The organism is Saccharopolyspora dendranthemae, assembly GCF_007829955.1.
In the GTDB taxonomy this organism is placed as follows: Bacteria; Actinomycetota; Actinomycetes; order Mycobacteriales; family Pseudonocardiaceae; genus Saccharopolyspora; species Saccharopolyspora dendranthemae.
Genome location: NZ_VIWX01000004.1, coordinates 71,843 through 98,027 on the forward strand (window position 1 = coordinate 71,843; position 26,185 = coordinate 98,027).

Annotated in this window: 24 protein-coding genes; 17 read left to right on the forward strand and 7 right to left on the reverse strand. The window is 69.3% G+C overall.

Features of this window, described 5'->3' with window-relative positions; all coding sequences use genetic code 11:
* Window positions 1-16 precede the first annotated feature (16 nt).
* Window positions 17-652, reverse strand: a complete 636-nt coding sequence (locus FHU35_RS19090; RefSeq protein ID WP_145741667.1) for a cyclase — start codon at window positions 650-652, stop codon at window positions 17-19.
* Between the two features lie 344 nt (window positions 653-996).
* On the opposite strand from FHU35_RS19090, the gene FHU35_RS19095 reads away from it, so the two are divergent.
* The 7 genes from FHU35_RS19095 (at window position 997) to FHU35_RS19125 (ending at window position 7,532) form a co-directional block, all read left to right on the forward strand.
* A complete protein-coding gene (locus FHU35_RS19095) occupies window positions 997-1,680 on the forward strand; it encodes an HAD family hydrolase (RefSeq protein WP_145741669.1) in 684 nt (227 codons plus the stop codon).
* Window positions 1,677-2,714: a phosphotransferase family protein gene (locus tag FHU35_RS19100; RefSeq protein WP_145741671.1), complete on the forward strand. Its 1,038-nt coding sequence runs from the start codon at window positions 1,677-1,679 to the stop codon at window positions 2,712-2,714. The genes FHU35_RS19095 and FHU35_RS19100 overlap by 4 nt, the downstream gene beginning before the upstream one ends.
* Window positions 2,715-2,717: 3 nt before the next feature.
* A complete protein-coding gene (locus FHU35_RS19105; RefSeq protein WP_145741673.1) occupies window positions 2,718-3,932 on the forward strand; it encodes an acyl-CoA dehydrogenase family protein in 1,215 nt (404 codons plus the stop codon).
* Window positions 3,933-4,049: 117 nt separating this feature from the next.
* Window positions 4,050-4,805 carry a 3-oxoacyl-ACP reductase FabG gene (fabG, locus tag FHU35_RS19110; RefSeq protein WP_145741674.1) on the forward strand — a complete coding sequence of 252 codons (756 nt, stop codon included), beginning with the start codon at window positions 4,050-4,052 and terminating at the stop codon, window positions 4,803-4,805.
* Window positions 4,806-4,810: 5 nt separating this feature from the next.
* Complete coding sequence (locus FHU35_RS19115; RefSeq protein WP_425474164.1) at window positions 4,811-5,989, forward strand: acyl-CoA dehydrogenase family protein; 1,179 nt, start codon at window positions 4,811-4,813, stop codon at window positions 5,987-5,989.
* Entirely contained in the window at window positions 5,986-7,083 is a 1,098-nt protein-coding gene (locus tag FHU35_RS19120) for an acyl-CoA dehydrogenase family protein (protein ID WP_145741678.1), read from the forward strand. The genes FHU35_RS19115 and FHU35_RS19120 overlap by 4 nt, the downstream gene beginning before the upstream one ends.
* A complete protein-coding gene (locus tag FHU35_RS19125; RefSeq protein ID WP_145741680.1) occupies window positions 7,080-7,532 on the forward strand; it encodes a MaoC family dehydratase in 453 nt (150 codons plus the stop codon). The genes FHU35_RS19120 and FHU35_RS19125 overlap by 4 nt, the downstream gene beginning before the upstream one ends.
* Before the next feature lie 50 nt (window positions 7,533-7,582).
* Here the strand turns inward: FHU35_RS19125 and FHU35_RS19130 are convergent, their stop codons facing one another.
* From FHU35_RS19130 to FHU35_RS19150, 5 genes are all read right to left on the reverse strand, one after another.
* Window positions 7,583-9,139: an AbgT family transporter gene (locus FHU35_RS19130; RefSeq protein ID WP_145741682.1), complete on the reverse strand. Its 1,557-nt coding sequence runs from the start codon at window positions 9,137-9,139 to the stop codon at window positions 7,583-7,585.
* Window positions 9,140-9,389: 250 nt separating this feature from the next.
* The gene (locus FHU35_RS19135; RefSeq protein WP_145741684.1) at window positions 9,390-10,007 is read right to left on the reverse strand and encodes a TetR/AcrR family transcriptional regulator; all 618 of its coding nucleotides are present in this window, start codon (window positions 10,005-10,007) and stop codon (window positions 9,390-9,392) included.
* A 44-nt stretch (window positions 10,008-10,051) separates the two neighbouring features.
* Entirely contained in the window at window positions 10,052-10,756 is a 705-nt protein-coding gene (locus tag FHU35_RS19140) for an SDR family oxidoreductase (RefSeq protein ID WP_145742586.1), read from the reverse strand.
* A 61-nt stretch (window positions 10,757-10,817) separates the two neighbouring features.
* Window positions 10,818-11,570 carry an SDR family oxidoreductase gene (locus FHU35_RS19145; protein WP_145741686.1) on the reverse strand — a complete coding sequence of 251 codons (753 nt, stop codon included), beginning with the start codon at window positions 11,568-11,570 and terminating at the stop codon, window positions 10,818-10,820.
* A 16-nt stretch (window positions 11,571-11,586) separates the two neighbouring features.
* Window positions 11,587-13,257 carry a class I adenylate-forming enzyme family protein gene (locus tag FHU35_RS19150; protein ID WP_246110419.1) on the reverse strand — a complete coding sequence of 557 codons (1,671 nt, stop codon included), beginning with the start codon at window positions 13,255-13,257 and terminating at the stop codon, window positions 11,587-11,589.
* Between the two features lie 267 nt (window positions 13,258-13,524).
* Between FHU35_RS19150 and FHU35_RS19155 the strand changes: the two genes are divergently transcribed.
* Window positions 13,525-14,109 carry a DNA-binding protein gene (locus tag FHU35_RS19155; protein WP_145741688.1) on the forward strand — a complete coding sequence of 195 codons (585 nt, stop codon included), beginning with the start codon at window positions 13,525-13,527 and terminating at the stop codon, window positions 14,107-14,109.
* A gap of 33 nt (window positions 14,110-14,142) precedes the next feature.
* Window positions 14,143-14,799, forward strand: coding sequence for an RES family NAD+ phosphorylase (locus tag FHU35_RS19160; protein WP_186459508.1), 657 nt, complete (start codon window positions 14,143-14,145; stop codon window positions 14,797-14,799).
* 75 nt (window positions 14,800-14,874) lie between these two features.
* Here FHU35_RS19160 and FHU35_RS19165 read toward each other — a convergent pair whose 3' ends face one another.
* Complete coding sequence (locus FHU35_RS19165) at window positions 14,875-15,843, reverse strand: TerC family protein (RefSeq protein ID WP_186459539.1); 969 nt, start codon at window positions 15,841-15,843, stop codon at window positions 14,875-14,877.
* 676 nt (window positions 15,844-16,519) lie between these two features.
* On the opposite strand from FHU35_RS19165, the gene FHU35_RS19170 reads away from it, so the two are divergent.
* From FHU35_RS19170 to FHU35_RS19205, 8 genes are all read left to right on the forward strand, one after another.
* Window positions 16,520-19,144: an alpha/beta fold hydrolase gene (locus FHU35_RS19170; RefSeq protein ID WP_246110473.1), complete on the forward strand. Its 2,625-nt coding sequence runs from the start codon at window positions 16,520-16,522 to the stop codon at window positions 19,142-19,144.
* Window positions 19,141-20,073 (forward strand): ABC transporter permease subunit, encoded by a 933-nt coding sequence (locus FHU35_RS19175; RefSeq protein WP_246110420.1) that lies wholly within the window; start codon window positions 19,141-19,143, stop codon window positions 20,071-20,073. The genes FHU35_RS19170 and FHU35_RS19175 overlap by 4 nt, the downstream gene beginning before the upstream one ends.
* 69 nt (window positions 20,074-20,142) lie before the next feature.
* Entirely contained in the window at window positions 20,143-21,051 is a 909-nt protein-coding gene (locus tag FHU35_RS19180) for a LysR family transcriptional regulator (RefSeq protein ID WP_145741694.1), read from the forward strand.
* 132 nt (window positions 21,052-21,183) lie between these two features.
* Window positions 21,184-22,374: a CaiB/BaiF CoA transferase family protein gene (locus FHU35_RS19185; RefSeq protein ID WP_145741696.1), complete on the forward strand. Its 1,191-nt coding sequence runs from the start codon at window positions 21,184-21,186 to the stop codon at window positions 22,372-22,374.
* Window positions 22,371-23,144: a crotonase/enoyl-CoA hydratase family protein gene (locus FHU35_RS19190; RefSeq protein WP_145741699.1), complete on the forward strand. Its 774-nt coding sequence runs from the start codon at window positions 22,371-22,373 to the stop codon at window positions 23,142-23,144. The genes FHU35_RS19185 and FHU35_RS19190 overlap by 4 nt, the downstream gene beginning before the upstream one ends.
* On the forward strand, window positions 23,141-23,893 hold the full coding sequence (locus FHU35_RS19195) for an acetoacetate decarboxylase (RefSeq protein ID WP_145741701.1): 753 nt from the start codon (window positions 23,141-23,143) through the stop codon (window positions 23,891-23,893). Before FHU35_RS19190 ends, FHU35_RS19195 begins: the two co-directional genes overlap by 4 nt.
* Window positions 23,890-24,846, forward strand: a complete 957-nt coding sequence (locus tag FHU35_RS19200; RefSeq protein WP_186459509.1) for a 3-hydroxyacyl-CoA dehydrogenase NAD-binding domain-containing protein — start codon at window positions 23,890-23,892, stop codon at window positions 24,844-24,846. Before FHU35_RS19195 ends, FHU35_RS19200 begins: the two co-directional genes overlap by 4 nt.
* A gap of 14 nt (window positions 24,847-24,860) precedes the next feature.
* Window positions 24,861-26,045 carry an acyl-CoA dehydrogenase family protein gene (locus tag FHU35_RS19205; RefSeq protein WP_145741703.1) on the forward strand — a complete coding sequence of 395 codons (1,185 nt, stop codon included), beginning with the start codon at window positions 24,861-24,863 and terminating at the stop codon, window positions 26,043-26,045.
* The last annotated feature ends 140 nt before the right edge of the window (window positions 26,046-26,185 follow it).

Here is a 26,185-nt window from a genome sequence, read left to right on the forward strand (position 1 = left end):
GCGGAAAGCTCCTGCGTCAGCCGATGGTCGTGGTGGTCAGCGTGGGGTTGGGGTTCGGGAAGCACGCCGACGGGACGTCGACGTCACCGATGATCGAGGACACGACCGCCGTGAAGGTCAGCCCCGGGTCTTCGTAGCTGGTCCCCGCCAGCTTGGTCTCGATCGTGCCGGCCTCGCCCGCGGTGAGGTGCACGGTGATGGTGGGCAGCTCGAACTCGCTGCCACCGGCGATCGGGCCGTCGAGGTGCACCGTGGCGACGCCGTTCTCGACGTTGATGGTCGGCGGGTTCGGGCCCAGGTTGGAGCCACCGGCCAGGTCGGCCGAGACGTAGGTGGAGTTCGCCGGGATCGGGAGCCTCAGGTCGAAACCGCCGACCTCCTTGACGGTGTTGCCGTTGACCTCGCCCGGGATGGTGTTCACGGCCGGGTCGACGACGACGTCGAAAGCCGCTCCGGGAGCGACGGTCTCGGGAGCTGAGACATCGGTGCTCTGCGCCAGGGTGAACTGCTGAGCACCCGTCGGCGCATCACCTTGGCAGTCGAAGTTGATGTCGAAGGGAGCAGCCATGGCCTGCGGAGTCATGGTGAGGGCTGCGGTTGCGGCGAAGGCGGCCGCGATGGCGGCGCGCTTTCCACTGAGGACGGACTTCATTGGCCTCTCCTGCACACTCGGTGGAGTTCGAAAGGTGCTGTCCGCGCGGTGAATTCGTAACCTACCGACGAGTAGAAATCTGGTCAACGAGGGTGATTTTGCCGGAGTTACCACCTTTGACGCAGCGTGAGCGGATCGCGCGGGAGGCGCGTGCGCAACCGCCGACCCGATGAACACCGGCCACCCGGGTGGACCCGCGACCCGGACGGGAACCGTGCGTACGCAGACGCGGTGTGATCGCCTGCTCCATCCGTGCTCGCGCACATCACCCCTCAGCGCAGGCACGACGGAGTCCGCGAACTGGGGCTAGCGCGACATACCGTCTAGTCGGTACGGTCCTGTTCATGGGTTCCAGTGCTGCCAGCCCGGCCGTGCGCGCGGTCGTCTTCGACTACGGAGGCGTGCTGACCACACCCACGCGCGACTCGATCAACGCCTGGCTGACCGAAGAGCGGATCCGGCCGGAGCTGTTCTCCGCCGCGCTCAAGCAGTGGCTCTCCCGCGATGCGCCCGCCGGCACGCCCGTGCACCTGCTGGAAACCGGCGAACTCGACGCGGACGGCTTCAACGAAGCGATGGCCGCCCGGCTGCGCACCCTCGACGATCAGCCCGTGGCACCCGATGACCTGCTCGGACGACTCTTCGCGCGGATGCGTCCCGAACCGGCCATGCTGACCCTCGTGCGCGACCTGCGGGAACGCGGGATCCGCACCGCACTGCTGTCCAACAGCTGGGGAAACATCGACGCCTACCCGTGGGAGCAGCTGACGGGACTCTTCGAATCCACCGTCCTGTCCGGCCGGGTGGGGCTTCGCAAGCCCGACCCGCGCATCTACCGGATGAGCCTGGACGAGCTCGGCCTGCCCGCCGAGCAGACAGCCTTCGTCGACGACGGCGCCCCCAACGTCGACTCCGCCCGCCACCTGGGCATGCACGCCGTGCTGCACACCGGCCCGGCGGAGACCCGAACCCGGCTGGCCGCGCTGCTGCCCGCCGGATCCGCACCACTGGACGAGGAGATCAGGTGAACGCACCAGAGCCCGACGAGCTGCCCGGCCTCGACCTGCACCGGCTGCGGGCGTACCTCGACGTCGAGACACCCGGCCTGGTGGCCGGCGAGCTCACCGGCGAGCTGGTGCAGGGCGGCCGCTCGAACCTGACCTACATCGTCAGCGACGGCACCGGGCAGTGGGTCGTGCGGCGCCCACCGCTGGGCCACGTGCTGGCGACCGCGCACGACATGAGCCGCGAGCACCGGATGCTCACCGCCCTCGCCGGAACTCGCGTACCGGTACCGCGCACCGACGTGCTGTGCCAGGACGACTCCGTTCTCGGCGCCCCGTTCTACGTGATGGAGTACGTGCCGGGCACCGTCTTCCGCGCCCCCGAGCAGACCGACCGACTGAGCACGCAGCAGCGCAGCGACCTGTCGTTCCAGCTCATGGACGTGCTCGCCGACCTGCACTCGATCGACCCGGCCTCGGTGGGCCTGGCCGAGTTCGGCCGTCCGGAGGGCTTCCTGGAACGCCAGGTCCGCCGGTGGACCAAGCAGCTCAAGGCCTCCCACAGCCGCGAGGTCGACGGCATCGACGAACTCTCCCAACGGCTCGCCGACCAGGTCCCGACCACCGGCCGGGTCGGCATCGTGCACGGCGACTACCGGCTCGACAACGTCATCGTCGGTGACGACCAGCAGATCAAGGCCGTGCTCGACTGGGAGATGGCCACCATCGGCGACCCGCTCACCGACCTCGGCCTGCTGGCGGTCTACTGGGAGGGCTTCAGCGGCCTGGAGAACAACCCGATCGCCAAGGGAATCGGCCCGGAGTACGGATTCCCCAGCGCCGAACAGCTCTTCACCCGCTACGCCGAGCGCAGCGAGCTGGATCTGTCCGATGTGAACTGGTACCTGGCGTTCGGCTTCTTCAAGATCGCGGTGATCCTCGAAGGGATCCACTACCGCTTCATCCACGACCAGACCGTAGGCGAGGGCTTCGAGCACGTCGGCGGTCTGGTCGCTCCGCTCGTCGCGCAAGGCCTGGCGACCCTCAAGGAGGCATGAGAGATGGATTTCGCGTTCGACGCACGGACCGAGGAGCTGCGCGGTCAGCTGCTGGAGTTCATGGACTCGCACATCTACCCCGCCGAACCGGTGTTCGCCGAGCAGCTGGGCGAGGCCTCCGACCGCTGGGCCGCGCACCCGCCGGTCATGGAGGAGCTCAAGGCTGAAGCGCGAAAGCGCGGTCTGTGGAACCTCTTCCTGCCCGGCGAGCACGGCGCTGGGCTGACCAACCTGCAGTACGCCCCGCTCGCCGAGATCATGGGACGCTCCGGTCACCTGGCCCCGGAAGCCACCAACTGCGCGGCGCCGGACACCGGGAACATGGAGGTGCTCACGCAGTTCGGCACCGCGGCGCAGCAGAAGCAGTGGCTGCAGCCGCTCCTGGACGGTGAGATCCGGTCGGCGTTCTGCATGACCGAACCCGACGTCGCCTCCTCCGACGCGACCAACATCGGCACCCGCATCACCCGCGACGGCGACCACTACGTCATCAACGGCCGGAAGTGGTTCTCCTCCGGAGCGATGAGCCCGCGGTGCAAGATCCTGATCGTGATGGGCAAGACCGACCCGGAGGCCGAGCGGCACCGCCAGCAGAGCCAGGTTCTCGTGCCCAAGGACACCCCGGGCGTCGAGATCCAGCGCAGCATGAACGTCTTCGGCTACGACGACGCCGACCACGGCGGTCACGCCGAGATCGTGTTCAACGATGTGCGGGTACCGGTGGAGAACGTCATCTCCGGTGAGGGTGAGGGATTCGCGATCGCCCAGGCGCGGCTCGGCCCCGGCCGCATCCACCACTGCATGCGCGCCATCGGCATGGCCGAGCGGGCGCTGGAGCTGATGTGCCAGCGCACCTCCGAGCGAGTCGCGTTCGGCAAGCCTCTGGCCGACCAGGGCGTGGTCCAGCACTGGATCGCCGAGTCCCGGGTGAAGATCGAGCTGTGCCGGCTGCTGGTGCTCAAGACCGCGTGGCTGATGGACACGGTCGGCAACCAGGGCGCGCACACCGAGATCCAGTCGATCAAGGTCGCGGTCCCGGAGATGACCACCTGGGTCATCGACCGCGCCATCCAGGCGCACGGCGGAGGCGGCGTCTCGCAGGCGTTCCCCCTCGCCGCCCTCTACGCTCACGCACGCACCCTGCACCTGGTCGACGGCCCCGACGAGGTCCACCGCCGCTCCCTGGCGCGCCGGGAACTGCGCAAGTACAAGAAGTAACCCACCACCCCTCTCCCCCGTTACCCCAACGAACCCCGGCCCCGCGGCACCCGGATTTCCGGAGAGCCCCGCACCGGCCGGGCAACGTGAACCGCACAGAGCAACGAGGAGTTGTCCATGGTTGAGAGTCGTGTCGCGATCGTCACCGGTGCCGCTCGCGGGATCGGTGCCGCCACCGCGAAGAGGCTTGCCGAGGACGGGTTCGCCGTCGGCGTCATCGACCTCGACGAGAACCAGTGCGCCGACACCGTTTCGGCGATCGAGTCCGGCGGTGGCAAGGCGCTGGCAGTGGGCTGCGACGTCGCCGACGCCGAGAAGGTGCAGACCGCCGTCGACCGGATCGCCTCCGAGCTGGGCTCGCCGACGGTGCTGGTGAACAACGCCGGCGTGCTGCGCGACAACATGCTGTTCAAGATGTCCGAGGACGACTGGGACATCGTGATGAACGTGCACCTGCGAGGCTCGTTCCTGATGGCCCGAGCGGTGCAGAAGCACATGGTCGAGGCCAAGTGGGGCCGGATCGTGAACCTCTCGTCGACCTCGGCGCTGGGCAACCGCGGTCAGGCCAACTACTCCACCGCCAAGGCCGGCCTGCAGGGCCTGACCAAGACGCTGGCCATCGAGCTGGGCAAGTTCGGCATCACCGCGAACGCGATCGCACCGGGCTTCATCGCCACCGACATGACCAAGGCGACCGCCGAGCGCGTCGGGGTCTCCTTCGAGGACTTCACCACCGCCGCGATCTCGCAGATCCCGGTCGCGCGCGCGGGCAAGCCGGAGGACATCGCCAACACGGTGTCCTTCTTCGCCGACGAGCGCTCGGGCTTCGTCTCCGGCCAGGTCATCTACGTCGCCGGCGGACCGAAGGCGTGAGCGACGTGGACGCCACCGAACTGCGCGGCCGGGTCCAGGAGTTCCTGGCCGCGCACTCCCCGGAGACCACGGACCGGCTGGAGTTCCTGCGGGCCCGGTTCGACGCCGGGCTGGCCTGGGTGCACTTTCCGGCGGGCCTGGGCGGTCTGGGCGCGGCCCGCGAGTTGCAGGCCGACGTCGACGCCGCGTTCGCCGAGGCGGGAGCGCCGGACAACTCCCCGCACATGAACGTCATCGGGCTGGGCATGGCCGCCCCGACGATCCTGAAGTTCGGCAACGCCGAGCAGCACGCGCGCTACCTGCGTCCGCTGTGGACCGGCGAGGAGATCTGGTGCCAGCTGTTCAGCGAGCCGGGCGCGGGCTCGGACCTCGCGGCGCTGTCGACCAAGGCCGTTCGCGACGGCGATGACTGGGTCGTCGACGGCCAGAAGGTGTGGACGTCGCTGGCGCACGAGGCGCGCTGGGCGATCCTGGTGACCCGGTCCGACCCCGACCAGCCCAAGCACAAGGGCCTGACCTACTTCATCTGCGACATGACCGCGCCGGGCGTGGAAGTCCGCCCGCTGCGGCAGATCACCGGCGAGGCCGAGTTCAACGAGGTCTTCCTCTCCGGCGTGCGCATCCCCGACTCGCAGCGGCTCGGCGACGTCGGCCAGGGCTGGTCGGTGGCGCTGGGCACGCTGATGAACGAGCGCGTCGCCATCGGCGGTCGCACGCCACCCCGCGAGAGCGGCCTGATCGGCGCGGCCGCCGAGCAGTGGCGGGAGCACCCCGAGAAGCGCACGCCCGGTCTGCACGACCGACTGCTGGAGCTGTGGGTGGAGGCCGAGGCCATGCGGCTCGCCAGCATCCGGCTCCGCCAGCAGATGGCCGTCGGAGAGCCGGGACCGGAAGGTTCGGCGATCAAGTCGGCCTTCGCCGAGCTCAACCAGCGGCTCACCGGCTACCAGCTGGAGCTGCTGGGCGAGGAGGGCCTGGAGTACGACGACTGGACGTTCCGCCAGCCCGAGTTCGCCGACTTCACCAAGCGCGGGCCCGGTTTCCGCTACCTGCGCGCGAAGGGCAACACGATCGAGGGCGGCACGTCCGAGATCCTGCGCAACGTCATCGCAGAGCGGGTCCTGGGCTTGCCGCCGGAGATCCGCACCGACAAGGACAAGCCGTGGAAGGAGCTGCCGCGATGACGGATCTGCTCTACACCGAGGTCGAGGAGGACCTGCGCTCCGGAGTGCGCCGGGTGCTGCGAGACCGCTGCGACTGGACGGCTGTCCTGGCCCGCGTCGAGAGCGACGAGCCGTACGACCTGGCCCTGTGGCGGTCGCTGGCCGGTGAGATGGGCCTGGCGGGACTGCTGGTGCCCGAGGAGCTCGGCGGCGCCGGTGCCACGGCCCGGGAGCTGTCCGTGGTGGCCGAGGAGATCGGCCGCGCGGTCGCGCCCGTCCCCTTCCTCGGCGCGGTGCTGGCCACCACGACGCTGGTGGGCTGCGCGGAGCAGGACGTGCTGCCGCAGCTGGTGGACGGTTCGAAGGTGGGCACGGTCGCGGTCGGCCTGACCACCCTGCCGCACGCACCGTTCCCGCAGTCGGTGAAGGCCACCGACTCGACGCTGACCGGCACGGTGTCGGCCGTGGTCGACCTCGAGGTGGCCGACCACGTCGTGGTCCCGGCAGTCGACGCCGACGGTTCGGCGCTGTACCTGGTGGACACCTCGGCCGCGACGAGCACGCCGACCACGCCGCTGGACCTGACCCGCCGCTTCGGGACGCTCGTCCTGGACGGCACCGCGGGCGTGCGCATCGCCTCCGGCACCGACGCGGAGCGGATCCTGCGCCAGGCGCTGGTCACGGCGGCGGGAACGCTGGCGGCCGAGCAGGTCGGCCTCGCGCAGCACTGCCTGGACGCCACCGTCGAGTACGGCAAGACCCGCTACCAGTTCGGCAGGCAGATCGGGTCGTTCCAGGCCGTGAAGCACCGGCTCGCCGACCTGTGGACCCAGATCAGCATGGCACGCGCGGTGTCCCGCAACGCCTCCGATGCCCTGGCCTCAGGCACCGAGACCGAACTGGCGGTGGCGATGGCCCAGGCCTACGTCTCGGACCTGGTGGTCCGCGCCGCCGAGGAGCACCTGCAGCTGCACGGTGGCATCGGCATGACCTGGGAGCACCCCGCGCACCTGTACCTGGGCCGCGCCAAGAGCTCCCAGCTCACGTTCGGCATCGCCGAAGCGCACCGCGCCCGGATCGCCGAACTCGTCGACCTTCCCGGAGGAAGCGCATGAAGGTTTTCACCAGCAAGGACGAGATCCTCGCCGCCAAGGGCGAGAAGCTGGGCACCAGCGAGTGGTTGACCATCACCCAGGAGCAGGTCAACACGTTCGCCGACGCGACCCACGACCACCAGTGGATCCACGTCGACGTCGAGAAGGCCGAGCAGGGACCGTTCGGCACGCCGATCGCGCACGGCTTCCTCACGCTGAGCCTGCTGCCGAAGCTGAACTCGGAGACCTTCCGGGTCGACAACGTCAAGATGGGGATCAACTACGGGCTCAACAAGGTCCGCTTCCCCTCCCCCGTCCCGGTCGGCGCCCGGGTGCGCTCCACGACCGAGCTGATCGACGTCACCGAGATCGACGGCGGTCTCCAGCTCGCGGTCAAGGCCACGGTCGAGATCGAGGGAGCCGACAAGCCCGCCTGCGTGGCGGAGTTCCTCTCGCGAGTCCTCCTGTAGCAACGGCTTTCGAGGTGGGGCGGTCTCGGTCGAGGCCGCCCCACCTCTGGTCAGGGCTGGATGTGGATGCCCATGCCCGGCCCGAGCGGGAGGTCGGCGAAGTAGAAGACGGTCATGACCAGCGCCCACAGCAGCCAGAACGGGACCACGAAGGGCACCATGCGGGCGACCAGGGTGCCGATTCCCGCGCTGGGTTCGTAGCGGCGCAGGTATCCCAGGATGATGATCATGTACGGGTTCAGCGGCGTCATGATCTGCGTGGCGGAATCGCCGACGCGGAACGCCGCCTGGGCGAAGCCCGGCTCGAATCCCAGCAGCGCGAACATCGGCACGAAGACCGCTGCCATCAGCGTCCACAGGCTGGATCCGGAGATGATGAACAGGTTCAGCACCGAGGCCAGCAGCATGAACCCGAGGAAGGCCGGATAGCCGTCGAGATGCATGCCCTGCAGCAGGTCCGCTCCCGAAACGGCCACCAGCGAACCGAGGTTCGTCCAGTTGAACAGGGCGATGAACTGGCCGAGCATGAAGGCCAGCACCAGGAATCCGGACAGGTCGCGCAGCGCGAGCGCCATCAGCCGGGGCACGTCGGCGGCGCGGCTGATGGAACCGGCTTTGGCGCCGTAGGCGATGGCCGGGATGGCGAACCCGAAGAAGATCAGTGTCGTCACCGAGTCCAGCAGGGGCGAGTCCGGCAGGAACCCGCCATCGGAGTTGGCCAGCGGTGAGTTCGGCCAGAGCACCAGCAGCAGCACCAGCGCGGCGGTGACCAGGAACGCCGCCCCGGCCCACAGCAGGCCCCGCCGCTCCGGGGTTCCGAGCTCGACCTTCAGGTCCTCGTCCTGCTCGCCGTCGGCGGCCTCGCGCGGGACCCCGGTGCGGACCAGGCGAGGCTCGATGAGCCGGTCGACGAGGAACCCGGCCAGCAGTCCCAGCAGGACCGCCGAGACGGCGTTGAAGTAGTAGTTCGACACCGGGGTCACCAGCGTGCCCGGGTTCGGCAGGGTCTCGGCGACCTTGTTGCTGACCCCGGAGAACAGCGCGTCCAGGCTGGTCACGAGCACGGACGTCGAGTACCCGGCGCCGGTCGCGGCGAATCCGCCCAGCAGGCCGGCGACGGGGTGGCGGCCCGCCGCCTTGAACACGAGCGCCGCCAGCGGCGGAACGATGATCATCGAGGAGTCGGCCATGACGCTCGCGCTCACCCCGACCAGGCCGACCGCGTAAGGCAGCACCGAACGTCGGGCATTGCCGAAGGACGCCCTGATCAGCGCGGTGAGCATGCCGGTGCGTTCGGCCAGGCCGACCGCGAGCATGATCGTGACGACGGTTTCCAGCGGCGGGAAGCCGATGAAGTTCTCCGCCATCTTCGTGAACAGGAATTCCAGGCCCTCGCCGGTGAAGGCGCCGCGGACCGGCGTCGCCTTCTCGGCACCTGGGATGGTGACCGTGACGCCGAACGCCGATATCGCCGTCGACACGATGGCGACCAGCAGGAACAGCAGTCCGAACAGGATGAACGGTTCGGGGAGCCTGTTGCCGATCCGCTCGATCAGGTTGAGCGCCCGGTCCAGGCGCGGTGAGCGCGTCGCGTCGGTCTCGGTCATCGTCGCCTCCAGCAGCCTCGCAGGACCACTGCGGCAGCCAACACGCCCGCATGCTCACCGCACAAGACCCGAAACCGGAAGACACCCGAACTCGGAAGACACCGCGCCTCAACACCCGATCCGGCGCGACCGTCACCGGAGAATCCCAGTTTTAGTCCAAACTGAGCCGACATTTCGGACATGATCATGGCTCGGTTTGGACTAAAACTGGGAATTGCCACGCCCGACACGCCCGCTGGGCGCCGAAGTGCTAGGGGCGGAGGGAATCGAGGAGGAGGTCGGCGAACTGCTCGCCCACCTCCTTGCCGGTGAGCTTGCCGTCCTCCCGGAACCAGGTCCCGAGGTGGTGCACGGCGCCGAAGAAGTAGTCCACCACCAGGTCCGCCGACTTGTCGGTGCGGAACACCCCGGTGGTCTGGCCTTCCTCGATCAGCCCGCGCACCCGCTCGTGGTAGCGGCGACGCTCGGCGCGCACCTCGGCCTGCTTGTCGGCGTGCAGCAGGTGCATCGATCTGAAGAAGATGATCGTGTCCTCCAGGTTGGCCGCCGTGGTGGCCACGACGTCCGAGGCCGCCGAGTGCAGCCGCTCCCGGACCGGGGAGTCGCTGTCGGCCGCGACGTCCAGCCGCGCTTGCTGGTCGCGCAGCACCCGGGCGTAGATCTCGTAGAGCAGGTCGTCCTTGGAGCCGAAGTAGTGGTACATCGCGCCCTTGGTGACGCCCGCGGCGTCGACGATCTGCTGCACCGAAGTCGCTTCGAAGCCCTGCTCCGCGAACAACCGGGTGGCCACGGCCAGCAACCGCTGCGGTACGGGTTCGGTTCCCGCCTCCGCCGCGTTGGACGTACGTGCGTTGGCCGACCGCGCCATCGTTCCTCCCCTTGTCGATGCCTCCTGCAAGCCTAGACGGGCCGCTACTCGACCTTGCGCTGCAGCTTGCGCATGCCCGCCTGCCACCGCTCCGGCTGGGCCGCGCGCAACGCGTAGTAGTCGGCGACCTCCGGGTGGGGCAGGATCAGGAACTCGTCACCACCCAGCTTCTCCGCCACGATCTCGGCGACGTCGACGGCCTCGATGGCGGTGGCGCCCATCAGGATCCGGCCGGTCTCGCCGGTCGCCTCCAGCAGCTGGGTGCGCACGCCCTGCGGGCACAGCGCCTGCGCCGTGATGCCCTTGTCCGCGTAGGTGATGTTGAGGTACTCGGCGAAGGCGACGGCGGCGTGCTTGGTCACCGAGTACGGCGCGGATCCGAGCATGGTGAGCAGCCCGGCCGCCGAAGCGGTGCCCAGGAAGTGGCCCTCGCCGCGCTCCAGCCAGTGCGGCAGCACCGCCCGTGCCGCGCGCACGTGGGACATCACGTTGACCTCCCAGGAGGCCGCCCAGGCGTCCTCGTCGGCCTCCGGTCCGCCGTTGCGCCCGATGCCGGCGTTCGCGCAGAACACGTCGATCCGGCCGTGCTCGGCCATCGCCGCCGCGACCAGATCCGCCACGCCCTGCTCGCTCGCGGCATCGCCGGCCACGGCGATGCCGCCGACCTCGGCCGCGACCGCGGCGACCGCGTCCGAATCGAGGTCCCCGAGAACCGGTTTCGCGCCGAGCGCGGCGAACTTGTGCGCCATGGCCGCACCGATGCCGTTGCCGGCACCGGTGATCACCACGACCGAATCGGACAGGTCCACCTCACATACCGCCCTTCAGGGTCGATCCGCCGTCGAGCACCAGGATCTGCCCGGTGACCCAGGACGCCTCGTCGGAGAGCAGGAACGCCGCGGCACCGGAGATGTCCGAGGGAATTCCCAAGCGCCCCAACGGGTAACCGCTGGCGACCTCCGCCTCGTTGTCGGCGTAGAGGGCGGTGGCGAACTTCGTCTTGACCACGGCCGGCGCGATCGCGTTGACCCGCACCTTCGGGGCGAGCTCCACGGCCAGCTCCTGGGTCATGTGGGCCAGCATCGCCTTGGTCGCACCGTAGAAGCCGATGCCGGGCGCGGGATTGAGACCGGCCACAGAGGACACGTTGAGCACCGAACCGCCGTGCTCGGCCATCCCGGCGCGGAAGACCTGCTGGGTCCACGACAGCGCGGCGAGCACGTTGACCTGGAAGGTCTTCTGCGCGACGGCGTGGTCGAGGTCCATCATCGGGCCGTAGGCGGGGTTGATGCCGGTGTTGTTGACCAGCAGGTCGACCCGGCCGAATGCCTCAACGGTCTTGGCGACGGTCTCGGCCTGGTGCTCCAGGTCGTCGGCCTTGCCCGCGATGCCCAGCGCGTTGCCCTCGCCGAGGCCCGCGACGGCTTCGGCCAACGGCTCCGGCTTGCGCGCCGTGATGGTGACCTTGGCGCCTTCGGCGACCAGCCGCTCGGCGATGGCCAGTCCGATTCCCCGGCTGGCACCGGTCACGATCGCCACTCGCCCGTCGAAACGCTTGCTCAATGTTCTTCCTTCCGTGTCACTCGCCCGCTGGCGTCGTGTCGCGCAGTTGTCGGCGCAGGATCTTCCCGGTTGCGGTTTTCGGGAGTTCGTCGATGATCTCGACGCTCCGCGGGTACTTGTAGGCGGCCAGCTGCCGCTTGCAGTGCTCGACGAGCTCCTCGCCGGTGACGGTGCTGCCGTGGGCGAGGCTGATGAACGCCTTGACGGTCTCGCCGCGGTAGTCGTCGGGAACGCCGACGACGGCGGCTTCGCGCACAGCGGGGTGTCCGTAGAGGACGTCCTCGATCTCGCGCGGCCACACCTTGAAGCCGGAGGCGTTGATCATGTCCTTCTTCCGGTCCACCACGTAGAACCAGCCGTGCTCGTCCATGAACCCGACGTCGCCGGTGCGCAGCCTGCCGTCCCGGATGCCGGCGGCGGTCTCCTCCGGCTTGTTCCAGTAGGCGGGGACCACCATCGGCCCCTCGATGACGATCTCACCGACATCCCCGGCGGGCAGGTCGGACCCGTCCTCGTCGATCACCCGCAACACCGCGTTGTAGGTGGGGATCCCGACCGCGAGCGTGCCCGAGGCGGCGTCGACCGGGGCTTCCAGGCCCAGCGGCACGGAGGTCGCGGTCGCGGTGGTCTCGGTGAGCCCGTAGCCGTTGCGGATGTAGAGGCCGAAGCGCTTCCGGAACGCCTCGACCACCGCCGAGGGCAGCGGCGCTCCGCCGGAGTGGACCATCTTCAGCGAGGCGAAGTGCTCGGCCGAGACCTCGGGGTGGTTCATCAGCGCCATGTAGGCCGTGGACGGCCCCACCATGAACGCGGCCCCGTGCTCGGCGAGGGCGTCGAGCACGACTCCGGGCTCGAAGCGGTAGGCCAGGTCCAGCTGCCGACCGGCGGCCAGCGCGGCGGCGAACTGCACGACCAGGCCGGTGATGTGGAACAGCGGCGCGAGCGCGAAGATCCCGCCGGGGGTCTCCTCGTCGAGCCGCAGGGCCGTGCCCTCGGCGTTGAACACGACGTTGCCGTGGGTGTTGGTGGCGCCCTTGGGGACGCCGCTGGTGCCGGAGGTGTAGACGAGCAGCGCGATGTCCGATGCGGACGGCGAGACCGCGGGCGGTCGCTGCCCGGCGTGCGCGCGGGCGGCGGCCAGCAGATCGGTGCAGCCGGCGGCGGGCCTGCGCTCGGCCCGGGCGAACAGCCGCTGGTCGTCGCGGGTCTGGAGGTCGAGTTCGCTGGTGGTGACGGCGATGTCGATGCCCAGCGCGGTCGCGACGCCGCTGACCACGTCGTGCCAGCCCCGCTCGGAGGAGATCACGGCGGTCGGCCCGGCGTCGCCGAGGATCCTCGTGAGCTCGTGCGTCCGGTACATCGGGTTGAGCGGGACGACGATGGCCCCCGCCTTCCACCCGGCGAGCACGGCGATGGCGAACTGCGGCACGTTCTGCAGGTAGACCGCGACCCGGTCGCCCTGGGCGACGCCGCGCTCGGCCAGGTGGCAGGCCAGCCCGTCGCTGAGGTCGTCGAGCTCGGTGAAGGTCAGCCGCCCGTCGAAGTAGGTGAGCGCGACGTCGTCGGGGTGGGCCCGGACGGTGTCGGCCAGCACATCGAGCATCGTGGCGTGCTCGGGCTCGATCTCGGCGGGCAGATCGCCGTCGTAGAGCTTCAGCCACGGTCGTTCGTCGTACACGCTGCCCAACGCGCCACCTCCACTGTGAGACCGACCAGTCGGTACGGCCAAGTCAACGATCGATCGGCGCTCCCGTCAAGAGGCGATTCGCCGACGATCCGCTAGCAGGGCCCCCTCCTGCCGGGTGATCAAGCACTCGGACGTCGCAGCAGCAAGAATCCGGTCAGAGCAACCACATCGTCACCATCTGCAACATCATCAGCACCGCAGGTGACATCGGGTGGGTCCGCGCACGATCGCGCACGCATTTCGTGCGCTCTGCGGTACCCTCGGCATATGTCAGCCGCGCTGGAGACCGTGTTGGCCCGGGCCGGTTTGAAGGTCACGGCCAACGAGTTCCTCAACCTCGTCGAGGACGCTGCCAAGAAGCTCACCTCGCCGCAGGTCGACCCAGCCGCGCACTTCACCGAAGCGGAGCGCACCGCGCTGGCCGCGACCGGGCTGGACCTCTCCCCGCTGGGCGAGTCCGAGGTCGACCCGCGCGCCCGCACCGTCGCCGAGCAGACCGTGCTGCGCGACACCGCGCTGTCGGTCGGCCAGGCCGCCGCGCGCATCGGGGTCGACACGAGCCGGATCCGCCACCGCATCGGCGAACGCCGCCTGATCGGCTGGAAGGACCGCGGCGGCTGGCGGCTGCCCGCGTGGCAGTTCAGCGATTCCGACGCGCTGCCCGGGCTGGACGTCGTGCTCACGTGGATGCCCGCCGACCAGCCCGCGCTCGTGCTGGCGAACTTCATGACCACACCCCAGGAAGAACTGGAGATCCACGACAGACCCGTGAGTCCGCGAGAGTGGCTGCTGGCCGGCGGCGAACCACAACGAGTCGCCGAGCTCGCCGCAGCCATCGGCACCCCCGCCTGACCAGCCCCATCGCGACCACCACCGGGACCACAATTGGCACGGCTTCCTCAGCCGCCTGCTCCTGCAGCGCTGCAGGCGATCCTCCGCCGAACAGAGGACGTGATCGCGGTGCCGTCGAGCACCAGGCTCGCGCGCGTGTTCACCTCAGGCGGCAATCACCCGCAGCAGTGGAACAGCTTCCGCTACGCCGGCCCCCTGCCGCACGCGCGGTTCGACCCGCACCTGCCCAACTCGCAGGGCGGACCCACGATCACCCGCGAGCACGGCGTCCTGTACTTCTCGCTGTCGGTGCAGACCTGCATCGCCGAGGTGTACCAGGCGACCTCCACAGTGGACCGTCGCACGCGCAGTCCGCACCTGGTGCTGTTCCACCCGCGACGGACGCTGCGACTGCTGGACCTCACCGGCCTCTGGCCCACCAGGGCCGGCGCTTCTCAGGCGATCAGCAGCGGGCCGAAATCCCGCACCCAGGCGTGGGCCCGGGCGATCCGCGCGTCCTACCCGGAGCTCGACGGGCTCTGGTACCGGTCCGCCATGGACTCGGGAAAACCCTCGGTGTGCCTCTGGGATCCCCCTGCGGACACGGCGCTGCCTGACACCCCGGACGTCCTGCTGCCGCTGAGCCATCCCGGCCTGGACGTCCCGCTCGGACGCGTCTGCCAGGAACTCAGCTACACGCTCCTGGACTGAGGAGTCGTTCCGCGCGCAAGAGAAATCCCCTCCGGATCTGGTCCGGAGGGGATTTCCCGGTAGTGCTGCGGAGCCTCAGCCCTGGTTGGCCTCGGCCTCCGAGGAGTTCCGCTTGGACTTCGCGAGGCTGGCCCAGGTCGTGATGGCCAGCGTCAGCACGATGAAGCCCAACGACATCCAGTTGTTGATCTCCGCCCACTCCGGCACCAGGTGGTACTCGTGGAAGGCGTGCAGGATCAGCTTCAGGCCGATGAAGCCGAGGATGACCGCGAGCCCGACCGACAGGTAGACCAGCTTGTCCACCAGGCCGCCGAGCAGGAAGTACAGCTGCCGCAGGCCCATCAGCGCGAACGCGTTGGCGGTGAACACCAGGAACGGGTCCTGGGTGATGCCGAAGATCGCCGGGATCGAGTCGACCGCGAACAGCAGGTCGGCGCTGCCGATGGCCACGATCACCACGAACATCGGCGTCAGGTACCGCTTGCCGTCGATCTTCACGGTCTGCTTGGACTCGTGGTAGTCGTCGGTCACCGGGAACACCTTGCGGACCCAGCGGACGAGCGCGTTCTCCTTGTACTCCTCTTCCTCGTCCTTCTTGCGGACCATGCTGAACGCGGTCCAGATGAGGAAGGCGCCGAAGATGAAGAAGATCCACACGAACTGGGCGATCAGAGCCGCACCGACGGCGATGAAGATGCCGCGCATGAACAGCGCGAGCAGGATGCCGATCAGCAGCACCTTGTGCTGGTGGATCGACGGCACCGCGAAGCTGGACATGATCACCATGAAGATGAACAGGTTGTCCACGCTCAGCGAGTACTCGGTGATGTAACCGGTGAAGAACTCGATGGCGAAGTGCTGATCACCGAAGATCCACACACCGATGCCGAACACGATCGCGCAAGCGATGTAGAAGGTGACCCACTTCGCCGCTTCGGCGGTGGTCACCTCGTGCGGCTTGCGGTCAACGATCACGAGGTCGAGCAGCAACAGCAGGGCGAGTCCGCCGAGCGTGGCTGCCCACACCCACCAGTGCACGTGCATCGTGTCGACTGCGGCTTGCTGCGCAGGTGCAGCGCGCAACATCAGGTCGGCACCCATCAATCACCTCCGGTTCAGGGCGAACACGTCCGGGACCGGAGGTCTCTTCCACCGATCTGTTGTATCGGCCGACGGCACCGGGCTTGACCAGGCAAGTTCCGTGATGACGACACCGTCGCGAAGGAATACTCCCCTCCACCACTTGCCAAGATTGTCACGTATGCCGGGGTCTCCGCACCAGGCGGGGTGACCACTCGCACTGCAAGTCACCGAACGAACCTATGCGGGACCGCTGAACGGGGCAATGCGGTTCACTCCCGCTGGGCGATCTGGAGGCGTTGCGTTCACACCGTAGATCGATACGATCACGTCGGCCCGATCACTCGGGCACCGCACGCGGGGATGCGGCGAAGACCACACGAGAACGGGCACGACGAGGTGTCCGATTGCGCTTTGGTCTCTGGTTCATAGCGTCTTGCACTCCCCCCGCGTCTGGATGAAACTGGTGCCGCTCAGTTCACCTACTGTCGATGGCGTGTCCGCCTCCCCTCGTCGCCGCACCGGCCTGGCCCTGCTCGCCGTGCCTTGCGTCCTCTTAGTGGTGCTGGGTGCGTTCCTGTGGTCCGGCCAGGTGCAACCGCTGCAACCTGCGGCGCAGCCCCCGCAGCCCCGAGAGGCCATGGTCGACGTGCTCGACGGCCCCGGGGGAACCGAACGCGTGCAGATCGACGTCACGCTCTACTCCCCCGTCGACACCCCTGCTCCCGCGATCCTGCTCGCGCACGGCTTCGGCGGCAGCAAGGACGACACCGCCGAACAGGCCCGGGAGCTGGTCGGACGCGGCTTCACCGTGCTGACCTACTCGGCGCGCGGATTCGGCCGCAGCACCGGGCAGATCGCGCTGAACTCCCCTGATTACGAGGTCACCGACGCCCGGCAGCTGCTGGACTGGATGGCCCGTCAGCCCGAGGTGCTGCGCGACCGCGACGGCGATCCGCGCGTCGGCGTCACCGGCGGTTCCTACGGCGGCGCGCTGGCGCTGATGCTGGCGGGCACCGATCCCCGCGTCGACGCCGTGTCACCGGTGATGACCTACAACGATCTCGGGCAGGCGCTGCTGCCCAACAACGCCAGCCAGGCGCGCATCGACGGATCCACCCCCGCAGGTGGCTCCTTCAACCCCGACGGCGTCTTCAAGCAGGCGTGGACCGGACTCCTGTTCTCCGCGGGCGGCGCGCCCCGCCCCACCCCGGGAGCGTCGCTGACGTGCGGGAACTTCGTTCCCGCGGTGTGCGCGGCCTACTCCGAGGTCGCGCAGCGCGGCCGTGCGAGCCAGCCGACCCTGGACCTGCTGGCGAAATCCTCGCCCAAGTCCACCAACTCGCGGGTCACCCAGCCGACGCTGCTGGTGCAGGGCGAGCGCGACACCCTGTTCGGCCTGGACCAGGCGGATGCCAACGCGCGGCAGATCACCGCAGCAGGCGGCGCGGTCAAGACGATCTGGTTCGCCGGCGGCCACGACGGCAACCCGCCCGGCCCGGAGGTGCGCGGGCGCATCGCCGACTGGTTCGCCTTCCACCTCGGCGGCGTGGAACCGGTTCCGGATCCCGGCACGGGCTTCCAGTTCGACATCGCGGGACGGCCGCAGCGCGATGGCGACATCCCGGTGCGCACGATGACCGCACCGGCCTACCCCGGTCTGCGCGATTCGCGCACGCCCCGCTACTCGCTCCCGCTGGAGGGGCCGGCCACCCCGGTGATCAACCCGCCGGGCGGATCGCCGGCCGCCACGACCGCACTTCCCGGCGCGGGCCAGGTCCTCGACGCTGCCGGCAGCCTCGGTCAGTCCTTGGCCCGGGACCTGCCCGGGCAGGTCGCGGTGTTCCGCACGCAGCCGTTGCAGGAGCAGACGCTGATCTCCGGCACCCCGCGCACCCGGCTGGCGGTCGCCGCGGTCCCGGGACAGCCGCAGCCCACCGATGCCGTGCTGTTCGCCAAGCTCTACGACGTCGGCCCGGACGGGCAGCGCCAGCTCCTGGGCAACGCCGTGTCCCCGCTGCACATCGCAGGCGTTCCCCCGGACGGCAGGCCCGTCGAGTTCGACGTCGCGCTGCCCGGTGTCGTGCACCCGGTGGAGACCGGTCACCGGATCGAGCTCGCGGTGGCCACCACCGATCAGGCCTACGCGTTGCCGAGGGAACCGTCGGTGCACCTGGTGGCCCTGGCCGGCGACGGCGCCGTGTCGATCCCGTCGGTGCGAGCGACCTCCTCCAGCGCCGGAACGGTCCCGGTCGGCCCCCTGGTGGGCATCGGCCTGGTCTTCACGGTGGCGCTGCTGCTGTGGGCCCTCTCCGCGGTCCGGCGCAAGTTCAACGACGCCCCGGACTCGCGCCAGGCCGAGACGCCGCTCATGATCTCCGGGCTGACCAAGTCGTACCCGGGCAAGAAGGCCGCCGTCGACGACCTCACGATCCAGGTCGAACGCGGCCAGATCGTCGGCCTCCTCGGCCCCAACGGCGCAGGCAAGACCACCACGCTGCGGATGCTGCTGGGACTGCTGCGGCCGACCCGAGGCGAGGTCCGAATCTTCGGGCACCGGCTGCACGCCGGCGCTCCGGTCCTGTCCCGGGTGGGTGCTCTGGTGGAGGCACCGGGCTTCCTGCCCCACCTGTCCGGCGTGGACAACCTGCGGCACTACTGGGCGGCGACCGGTCGTCCGATGCTGCGCGCGCACCTGGACGAGGTGCTGCAGATCGCCGGTCTGGAGAACTCCGCCAAGCGCAAGGTCCGCACCTACAGCCAGGGCATGAAGCAGCGGCTGGCGATCGCGCAGGCCATGCTCGGCTTGCCGGAACTGCTGCTGCTCGACGAGCCGACCAACGGTCTCGACCCGCCGCAGATCCACCAGATGCGCGAGATCCTGCGCCGCTACGCCGCCACCGGCCGTGCGGTGCTGGTCTCCAGCCACCTGCTCGCCGAGGTCGAGCAGACCTGCACGCACGTCGTGGTCATGCAGTCGGGCAAGCTCGTCGCCGAGGGCAGCGTCACCGAGATCATGGCCGTCAACGGGGAGGCGACCTTCCGCGTCGACGATCCGGAGCTGGCGGCCGAATCCCTGCGGACCATCGAAGGGCTGGGCCTGGTCGAGATCGAGGACGACCTGGTGCACGCCGACCTCGCAGGGCACCAAGCGGCGGTGGCGGTGAACGTGCTGGTCGCCTCCGGTGTGTCGGTGCACCAGGTCGGCCCGCGGCGCCGTCTGGAGGACGCCTTCCTGCAGCTCGTCGGAGAGGATCAGCGGTGAGCGACGACGAAACGACCACGTCCACCGAGGTGGCCCTGCCGGAGCCGGAGACTGCGCTGGTGCGCGCCCCGCGGCTCGGTGTGCCGCAGACCGACGGTGCCGCCGAGGGCTACTCGGCCAAGCGCACGCTGCCGATGCGGGTGGAGCTCGCGCGCCAGCTGCGCCGGGTGCGCACGCGGCTGACCCTGGCGTTCCTGGTCCTGCTGCCGCTGGTGCTGCTCGCCGCCTTCGAGCTCGGTGAGGACGACCCGCGCGGCGGGCGGAGCTTCGCCGACATGGCGACCGCCAGCGGGCTGAACTTCGCCGTGTTCACCCTGTTCGTCTCCACCGGGTTCCTGCTGGTCGTGGTGGTGGCGCTGTTCTTCGGCGACACCGTGGCGAGCGAAGCGTCCTGGTCGAGCCTGAAGTACCTGCTCGCCGCGCCGGTCCCCCGGACGCGGTTGCTGCGGCAGAAGGCGAAGGTCGCGGCGGTGCTGTCGGTGCTCGGCGTGGTCCTGCTGGTCGGGGTCGCGCTGGCGGTGGGCGTGTTCTGGTTCGGCACCGGTGATCTGATCAGCACCACCGGGGAGGCCCTGACGTTCCCGCGCGGTGCCCTCAGCCTCGCGGCCGCGACGGCCTACGTGGTGATCCACCTCAGCTGGATCGCGGGTCTCGCGCTGTTCCTCAGCGTCAACACCGACGCACCGCTGGGCGCGGTGGGCGGCGCGGTGCTCATCTCGATCCTGTCGGAGATCATCGATCAGATCTCCGCGCTGGGCGATCTCCGCAACTACCTGCCCACGCACTTCTCCACGGCGTACTCGGACCTGCTCAGCGAGGACGTCGACCTCTCCTCGATGATCACCGGCTCGTTCTCCGCCCTCTCCTACGCGGCGGTGTTCCTCACCCTCGCCATCTGGCGCTTCAACCGCAAGGACATCACCAGCTGAACCACCTACCGGTGACGCCCTGGCGCCTGACCTGGTGGTTCGGTGGTGTGGGCGTACTGTTGGCAGGCGATGGAGATCTTTCATCTTCGATACTTCGTGGCCGTGGCGGAGAAGCTGAGCTTCTCGGGTGCCGCGCGGTCGCTGCACATGGCCACCTCTCCGCTGAGCCAGCGGATCCGGGACCTGGAACGCGAGCTGGGGACGGTCCTGTTCGAGCGCGACTCGCACCACGTGCGGCTGACCGGGTCGGGCACGGCCCTGCTGCCGATCGCCCGCGATGCGCTGAGCCGGTTCGACGACGTGCCGTGGCGGCTGCGCGAGGCCACCGGGCGGCACCGCCCGGTGGTGCACCTCGGCGTACCACCGGGTCTGCACTCGGCCTTGCGGGAGCGCCTGACCGGCTTCACCCGCGGCTGCGCCGAGGAGTGCGAGCTGAAGCGGTGGCCCGGCGGTAGCCGTGAACTGCTGCTCGGGGTCCAGCGTGGCGAGCTGGCGATGGCCATCGTGCACCTGCCCGTGCACGCCGAGGGCATCGAGGTGTTCGAGCTGATGAGCGAGCCGCTGGGCGCGGTGCTGCCTGCCGCGGACTTCGCCGACCGCGCGGCGGTGTCGCTGCACGAGCTCGCGGGGCTGACCTACGTGCGTCCCGCGTCGCGGATGCTGCCGGACTACTGGGACGAGATCGAGGCGCGGCTCTCCGCGGCCGGGATCCACCACCGCATGACGCTGGACACGGGTGATTACGGCAGCACGGCGGAGATCATCGCCAATGGTGGAGCATTCGCCATTTCCATGCTGGACCCGCAGAGCGGAATGCAGAAATTGCGTGACGAGAACATCACCGTGCTTCCCGTCGACGACTTCTCCCCCAGTCTCGCGACCGGTTTGATCTGGCGCCAGGATCGCACTCAGGAGCAGCCTGAGCTGCGCTCACTCATCGAGCACGCGCAGGAATCGCTGTCGGTCCGCGCGGCGTGACCGCTGCGGTCACGCCATTGTTCGCAATACGGTTCCACTGATCAATTGAACACCTCTCCATTGCGGGCCTAACGTAGTTAGCGAAGCAAATGAGTCGTTTCGGGACGTTTTCCCGACGCACTAGGAGTGGTGATGGCAACCCCCGCTGACAACGCCTCCGGTCCGCTGGCCGGTGTGCGCGTCATCGACATGGCGACCGTGGTCATGGGCCCGTACGCGGCCCAGATCCTCGGCGATCTCGGTGCCGACGTGATCAAGATCGAATCGCCGAAGGACACCGTCCGCCTCGGCACCGTGCACCGCACCCCCGGCATGACGCCGCTGGCGATGAACGTCAACCGCAACAAGCGCAGCGTCGCGCTCGACCTCAAGGACGCCGACGACGCCCAGCGCGCCAAGGATCTCATCAGCAGCGCCGACATCGTGATCACCAACATGCGGATCAACGCGCTGCGCCGCCTGGGCATGGACTACGAGAGCCTCGCCGCCGCCAACCCGCACCTGATCTACGCACACGCCCAGGGCTTCCGCCCCGACTCCGACCGCGCCGAGCTCGCCGCCTACGACGAGACCGTGCAGGCCGCGTCCGGGCTGCTCGACCTCGCCCAGCGGGCGGGCGACATCGGCGAACCCGTCGTGCTCCCGAGCATCTTCGGGGACAAGGTCGCCGCGCTGACCATCGCCTACTCGGCGCTGGCCGCCCTGGTCCACCAGCGCGCGACCGGGCAGGGACAGCTGGTCGAGGTGCCGATGACCGACACGATGCTGGCGTTCAACCTGGTCGAGCACCTGCAGGGCCGGATCTACGAACCACCGGAGACCGACACCGGGTTCCCGCTGTCGATGAACACCGGCCACCGCGCCCGTCCCACCCAGGACGGCTACGCGATGATCATGCCGTACTCGCCGAAGAACTTCCGCGACCTGTTCACCGCCGCCGGGCGCCCCGACCTCGCAGCCGATCCGCGCCTGTCCGGTGACTACATCGACGCCCGGGAGCACGGGACGGCGCTGGTCGAGCTCATGGAATCGGTGACGCCGAACCTGACCACCGACGAGTGGATCCAGGTGTGCACCGAGTGCAGCATCCCGGTCGGCCCGGTGCTGCGGCTCGACGAGGCCGCCGACGACCCCTACGTCCAGCAAGGCCACCTCCTCGACCTGGCCGAGCACCCCACCGAGGGCAGCTACCGCCAGGTGGGCGTCCCGATGCAGTTCTCCGCCACCCCGGCCTCGATCCGCCTGCACCCGCCCATCCCGGGCCAGGACACCGACGCGGTCATGTCCGAGCTCGACGACGACAACGAGGGGAACGCCGCATGAGCACTCCGAACACCACCGTGCTCACCGAGAACCGCGGTGACGTCCTGGTGATCACCCTCAACCGGCCGGAGGCCCGCAACGCGGTCGACGCCGACGTCGCTCACGGCATCGCCGCGGCCGTCGACGAGCTCGACTCCGACCCGCAGCTGCGAGTGGGAGTGCTGACCGGCTCGGCAGGCACGTTCAGCGCGGGCATGGATCTCAAGGCCGCCGCGCGCGGGGAATCCCCCAGCGTCGACGGCCGAGGCTTCGCCGGGCTCACCGAGTTCGACAACGCCAAGCCCCTGGTCGCTGCGGTCGAGGGATTCGCGATGGGCGGCGGGTTCGAGCTGGCGCTGGCGTGCGACCTGGTGGTCGCCTCGGCCGGTGCGCGGTTCGCGCTGCCGGAGGTCAAGCGCGGGCTGATCGCCGGAGGCGGCGGCGCGATCCGCCTGCCCAAGCGCATCCCGCACCACCTCGCCCTGGAGCTGCTGCTGACCGGCCGCGCCATCGGCGCCGACCGCGCGGCGGAGCTGGGCCTGGTCAACCGGGTCACCTCCGACGGCGGCGCGCTCGACGCCGCGCTGGAGTTGGCGGCCGAGCTGAGCGCCAACGCGCCGCTGGCGCTGGCCGCGGTCAAGCAGGTCGTCCGGCACTCCGACCGGTTGGCCGAACCGGAGGCCTTCACCGCGCAGCGAGGCGAGATCCGCAGGCTCCACGAGTCCGCCGACTTCGCCGAGGGCGTCCGGGCCTTCACCGAGAAGCGCGCACCGAAGTGGACGGGACGATGAATCGCGAACGAATCCTGCAGCACGTGGCGACACCGCTGAACGCGCCGGCCTACGCCCCGGCCGTCGCGCGGTTCACCGACCGCGAGTACCTCAACGTCGTCTACCGGACCGATCCGGAGGCGTTGCGCGCGGTGGTCCCCGAACCGCTCGAGTTCGACGAACCGCTGGTGCGCTTCGAGATCATGAACATGGGCGAGGTCACCTCCTTCGGCCCGTACGTCGAAGCGGGCCAGGCGATTCCGGTGCGCCTCGGCGAGGAGCGCGGCGAGTACCTGCACGCGATGTACCTGAACAACTTCCCCGCCACCGTCGCGGGCCGGGAGGCCAGCGCCTACCCGAAGGTGATGGGCCATCCCGCGCTGAAGGTCGACGACTCCGCGCTGGTGGGGACGCTGGACTACGGCTCGGAACGGGTCGCCACGGCGACGATGGGCTACAAGTGGTTCCCGATGGATCTCGCCACCGCCGAAGCCGAGATCACCGTGCCGACCTACATGCTCAAGCTCGTCCCGGGCTACGACCACCGGCCGCGGATCGCCGAGCTGGTGCGCACCCGCATCACCGACATCACCGTCAAGCAGGCGTTCACCGGTCCTGCGCGGTTGCAGCTGTTCGAGCACGCGCTGGCACCGCTGGCCGACCTGCCGGTCCGCGAGGTCGTCTCGGCCAGCCACATCATCACCGATCTGACGCTGTCCGGAGTCGCCCCGGTCCACGACTACCTGGCGGAGGAAGGGGTTCAGGCATGAGAACCGAGTGGACGAACGTGGCGGTGGTCGGCGCCGGGACCATCGGGCTGGCGTGGGCCGCGCTGTTCGCGCACGCCGGCCTGGAGGTGCGGGTCACCGATCCGCGCGAGGACCTCGACGAGGCCATCGACGACGCGCTGCCGATGCTCGCCGACAGCATGCCCGGCGCCCAGGTCGCGTCGCTGCGCGAACGCATCAGCGCCACCGACGACCTGGCCAAGGCGGTGGAGAACGCACAGCTGGTGCAGGAGAACGGCCCGGAGCGGCTGGAGTTCAAGCAGCGGCTGTTCGCCGAGATCGCCCGGCACGCCCCGGCCGATGCGGTGCTGGCCTCCTCCAGCTCCGGGATCGTGGCCTCCGCGATCGCCGCCGAGCTGCCCGAGGACGTGGCCGCGCGGCTGCTGATCGCCCACCCGTTCAACCCGCCGCAGGTCGTGCCGCTGGTGGAGATCGTGCCCGGCACGACCGAGGAGGAGGTCGTGCAACGGACGATCGGGTTCTACCGAGACCTGGGCAAGACACCGGTGCGGGTGCACAAGGAGGTTCCCGGCTTCGTCGCCAACCGGCTGCAGAGCGCGGTCATGCGCGAGTCGGTGTCGCTGGTGCAGCAGGGCGTCGTGTCCGCGGCGGAACTCGACACCGTGATGAAGGCGTCGCTGGGCGGTCGCTACGCGACCATCGGCCCGTTCGAGAGCTTCCACCTGGGAGGCGGGCCCGGCGGGATCCGCCACATGATGGCGCACCTCGGGGTCGGCATGGCCGACCGCTGGGCCGAGCTGGGCCGCCCGGAGCTCGACGAATCCACCACCACCTCGCTCGTCGAGCAGACCGAGGCCGCCTACGGCTCGGGACCCGACGCCTACCGCGCACGCGCCCGCATCCGCGACCGCAAGCACAACGCGATCAACGCCGCCCTGTTCGGAATCGACACAGGCGCGGACGACACAGTCTGACGAGGAAGAAGAAGATGCCCAAGCCCGCGATCACCAACCCCGATTTCTTCGGCTTCTACGAGCTGCTCGGCGAGTCCGAGCGCGCCGAGCTCGCCGATATCCGCGAGTACCTGGAACGCGAGGTCAAGCCGCTGACCAACCACGCGTGGGACACCTCGGAGTTCCCGTTCGAGGTCGTCGAGAAGTTCGCCAAGCTGCGGCTGGCGGGCTACCAGTTCACCGAGTACGGGGACGGCAGGCAGCGGAGCCCGCTGTTCACCGGGTTCCTGAGCCTGGAGCTCAACCGGATCGACCCGTCCATGGCCGTGTTCTCCGGTGTCCACACCGGATTGGCGATGGGCAGCATCTACCACGGCGGTGACCAGCAGCAGCGCGATCGCTGGATCCCGGACATGGTGGAGATGGAGCGGATCGGCGCGTTCGCGCTGACCGAACCCGATGGCGGCTCCGACGTCGCCGGCGGCATGCGCACCACCGCCCGCAAGGAGGGCGACGAGTGGGTGCTCAACGGCGCCAAGCGCTGGATCGGCAACGGCACGTTCGCCGACCTGATCGTCGTGTGGGCCAAGGACGAGGCGGACGGCAACGTCAAGGGCTTCGTGGTGGAGAAGGGCACTCCCGGCTTCACGACCAGCAAGATCGAGGGCAAGATCGCGCTGCGGGCCGTGCAGAACGCCGACATCGCCCTCACCGACGTCCGCGTTCCGGAAGCGAACCGGCTGCAGCAGGTCAACAGCTTCCGCGACACCGCGAAGGTGCTGGCCATGACCCGCGGCGGCGTGGCGTGGCAGGCGCTGGGCGTGGCGGTGCGCGCCTACGAGCTGGCCCGCGAGTACGCGGTCCACCGCGAGCAGTTCGGGAAGCCGATCGGGGGCTTCCAGATGATCCAGGACCTGCTGGTCAAGATGCTGGGCAACATCACCGCCATGTTCGGCGTCGTGGTGCGGCTCAACCAGCTGGTGGCTCAGGGTTCGGGGAGCGCCGAGCAGGCCGCCCTGGCCAAGGCGTTCACCACCACCAAGATGCGCGAGGTCGTGTCCTGGGCACGGGAGTTGTTCGGCGGCAACGGAATCGTTCTGGATCACGAGGTCGCGAAGTTCTTCGCCGACGCCGAAGCGGTCTACTCCTTCGAAGGCTCCCGCGAGATGAACACGCTCATCGTCGGCAAGTCGATCACCGGCCTGAGCGCGTTCGCCTAGAACCTCCATCGAAATGTGACCCGATCGGGTACTTGCACTCCAATCCTCCCAGTTTCAACGAAAATTTGATGACAGCGACGAGAATCGGCCGTCCGCCTCGATTTCCGAGGTGGGCGGCCTTCTCGTCGACCTCCGCGGAC

Coding starts and splice junctions, on each gene's coding strand:
- FHU35_RS19090 (WP_145741667.1), bottom strand. CDS start 652: ATGAAGTCCGTCCTCAGTGGAAAGCGCGCCGCCATCGCGGCCGCCTTC.
- FHU35_RS19095 (WP_145741669.1), top strand. CDS start 997: ATGGGTTCCAGTGCTGCCAGCCCGGCCGTGCGCGCGGTCGTCTTCGAC.
- FHU35_RS19105 (WP_145741673.1), top strand. CDS start 2,718: ATGGATTTCGCGTTCGACGCACGGACCGAGGAGCTGCGCGGTCAGCTG.
- fabG (WP_145741674.1), top strand. CDS start 4,050: ATGGTTGAGAGTCGTGTCGCGATCGTCACCGGTGCCGCTCGCGGGATC.
- FHU35_RS19120 (WP_145741678.1), top strand. CDS start 5,986: ATGACGGATCTGCTCTACACCGAGGTCGAGGAGGACCTGCGCTCCGGA.
- FHU35_RS19125 (WP_145741680.1), top strand. CDS start 7,080: ATGAAGGTTTTCACCAGCAAGGACGAGATCCTCGCCGCCAAGGGCGAG.
- FHU35_RS19130 (WP_145741682.1), bottom strand. CDS start 9,139: ATGACCGAGACCGACGCGACGCGCTCACCGCGCCTGGACCGGGCGCTC.
- FHU35_RS19135 (WP_145741684.1), bottom strand. CDS start 10,007: ATGGCGCGGTCGGCCAACGCACGTACGTCCAACGCGGCGGAGGCGGGA.
- FHU35_RS19140 (WP_145742586.1), bottom strand. CDS start 10,756: ATGGCGCACAAGTTCGCCGCGCTCGGCGCGAAACCGGTTCTCGGGGAC.
- FHU35_RS19155 (WP_145741688.1), top strand. CDS start 13,525: ATGTCAGCCGCGCTGGAGACCGTGTTGGCCCGGGCCGGTTTGAAGGTC.
- FHU35_RS19165 (WP_186459539.1), bottom strand. CDS start 15,843: ATGCACGTGCACTGGTGGGTGTGGGCAGCCACGCTCGGCGGACTCGCC.
- FHU35_RS19170 (WP_246110473.1), top strand. CDS start 16,520: ATGGTCGACGTGCTCGACGGCCCCGGGGGAACCGAACGCGTGCAGATC.
- FHU35_RS19180 (WP_145741694.1), top strand. CDS start 20,143: ATGGAGATCTTTCATCTTCGATACTTCGTGGCCGTGGCGGAGAAGCTG.
- FHU35_RS19185 (WP_145741696.1), top strand. CDS start 21,184: ATGGCAACCCCCGCTGACAACGCCTCCGGTCCGCTGGCCGGTGTGCGC.
- FHU35_RS19190 (WP_145741699.1), top strand. CDS start 22,371: ATGAGCACTCCGAACACCACCGTGCTCACCGAGAACCGCGGTGACGTC.
- FHU35_RS19195 (WP_145741701.1), top strand. CDS start 23,141: ATGAATCGCGAACGAATCCTGCAGCACGTGGCGACACCGCTGAACGCG.
- FHU35_RS19200 (WP_186459509.1), top strand. CDS start 23,890: ATGAGAACCGAGTGGACGAACGTGGCGGTGGTCGGCGCCGGGACCATC.
- FHU35_RS19205 (WP_145741703.1), top strand. CDS start 24,861: ATGCCCAAGCCCGCGATCACCAACCCCGATTTCTTCGGCTTCTACGAG.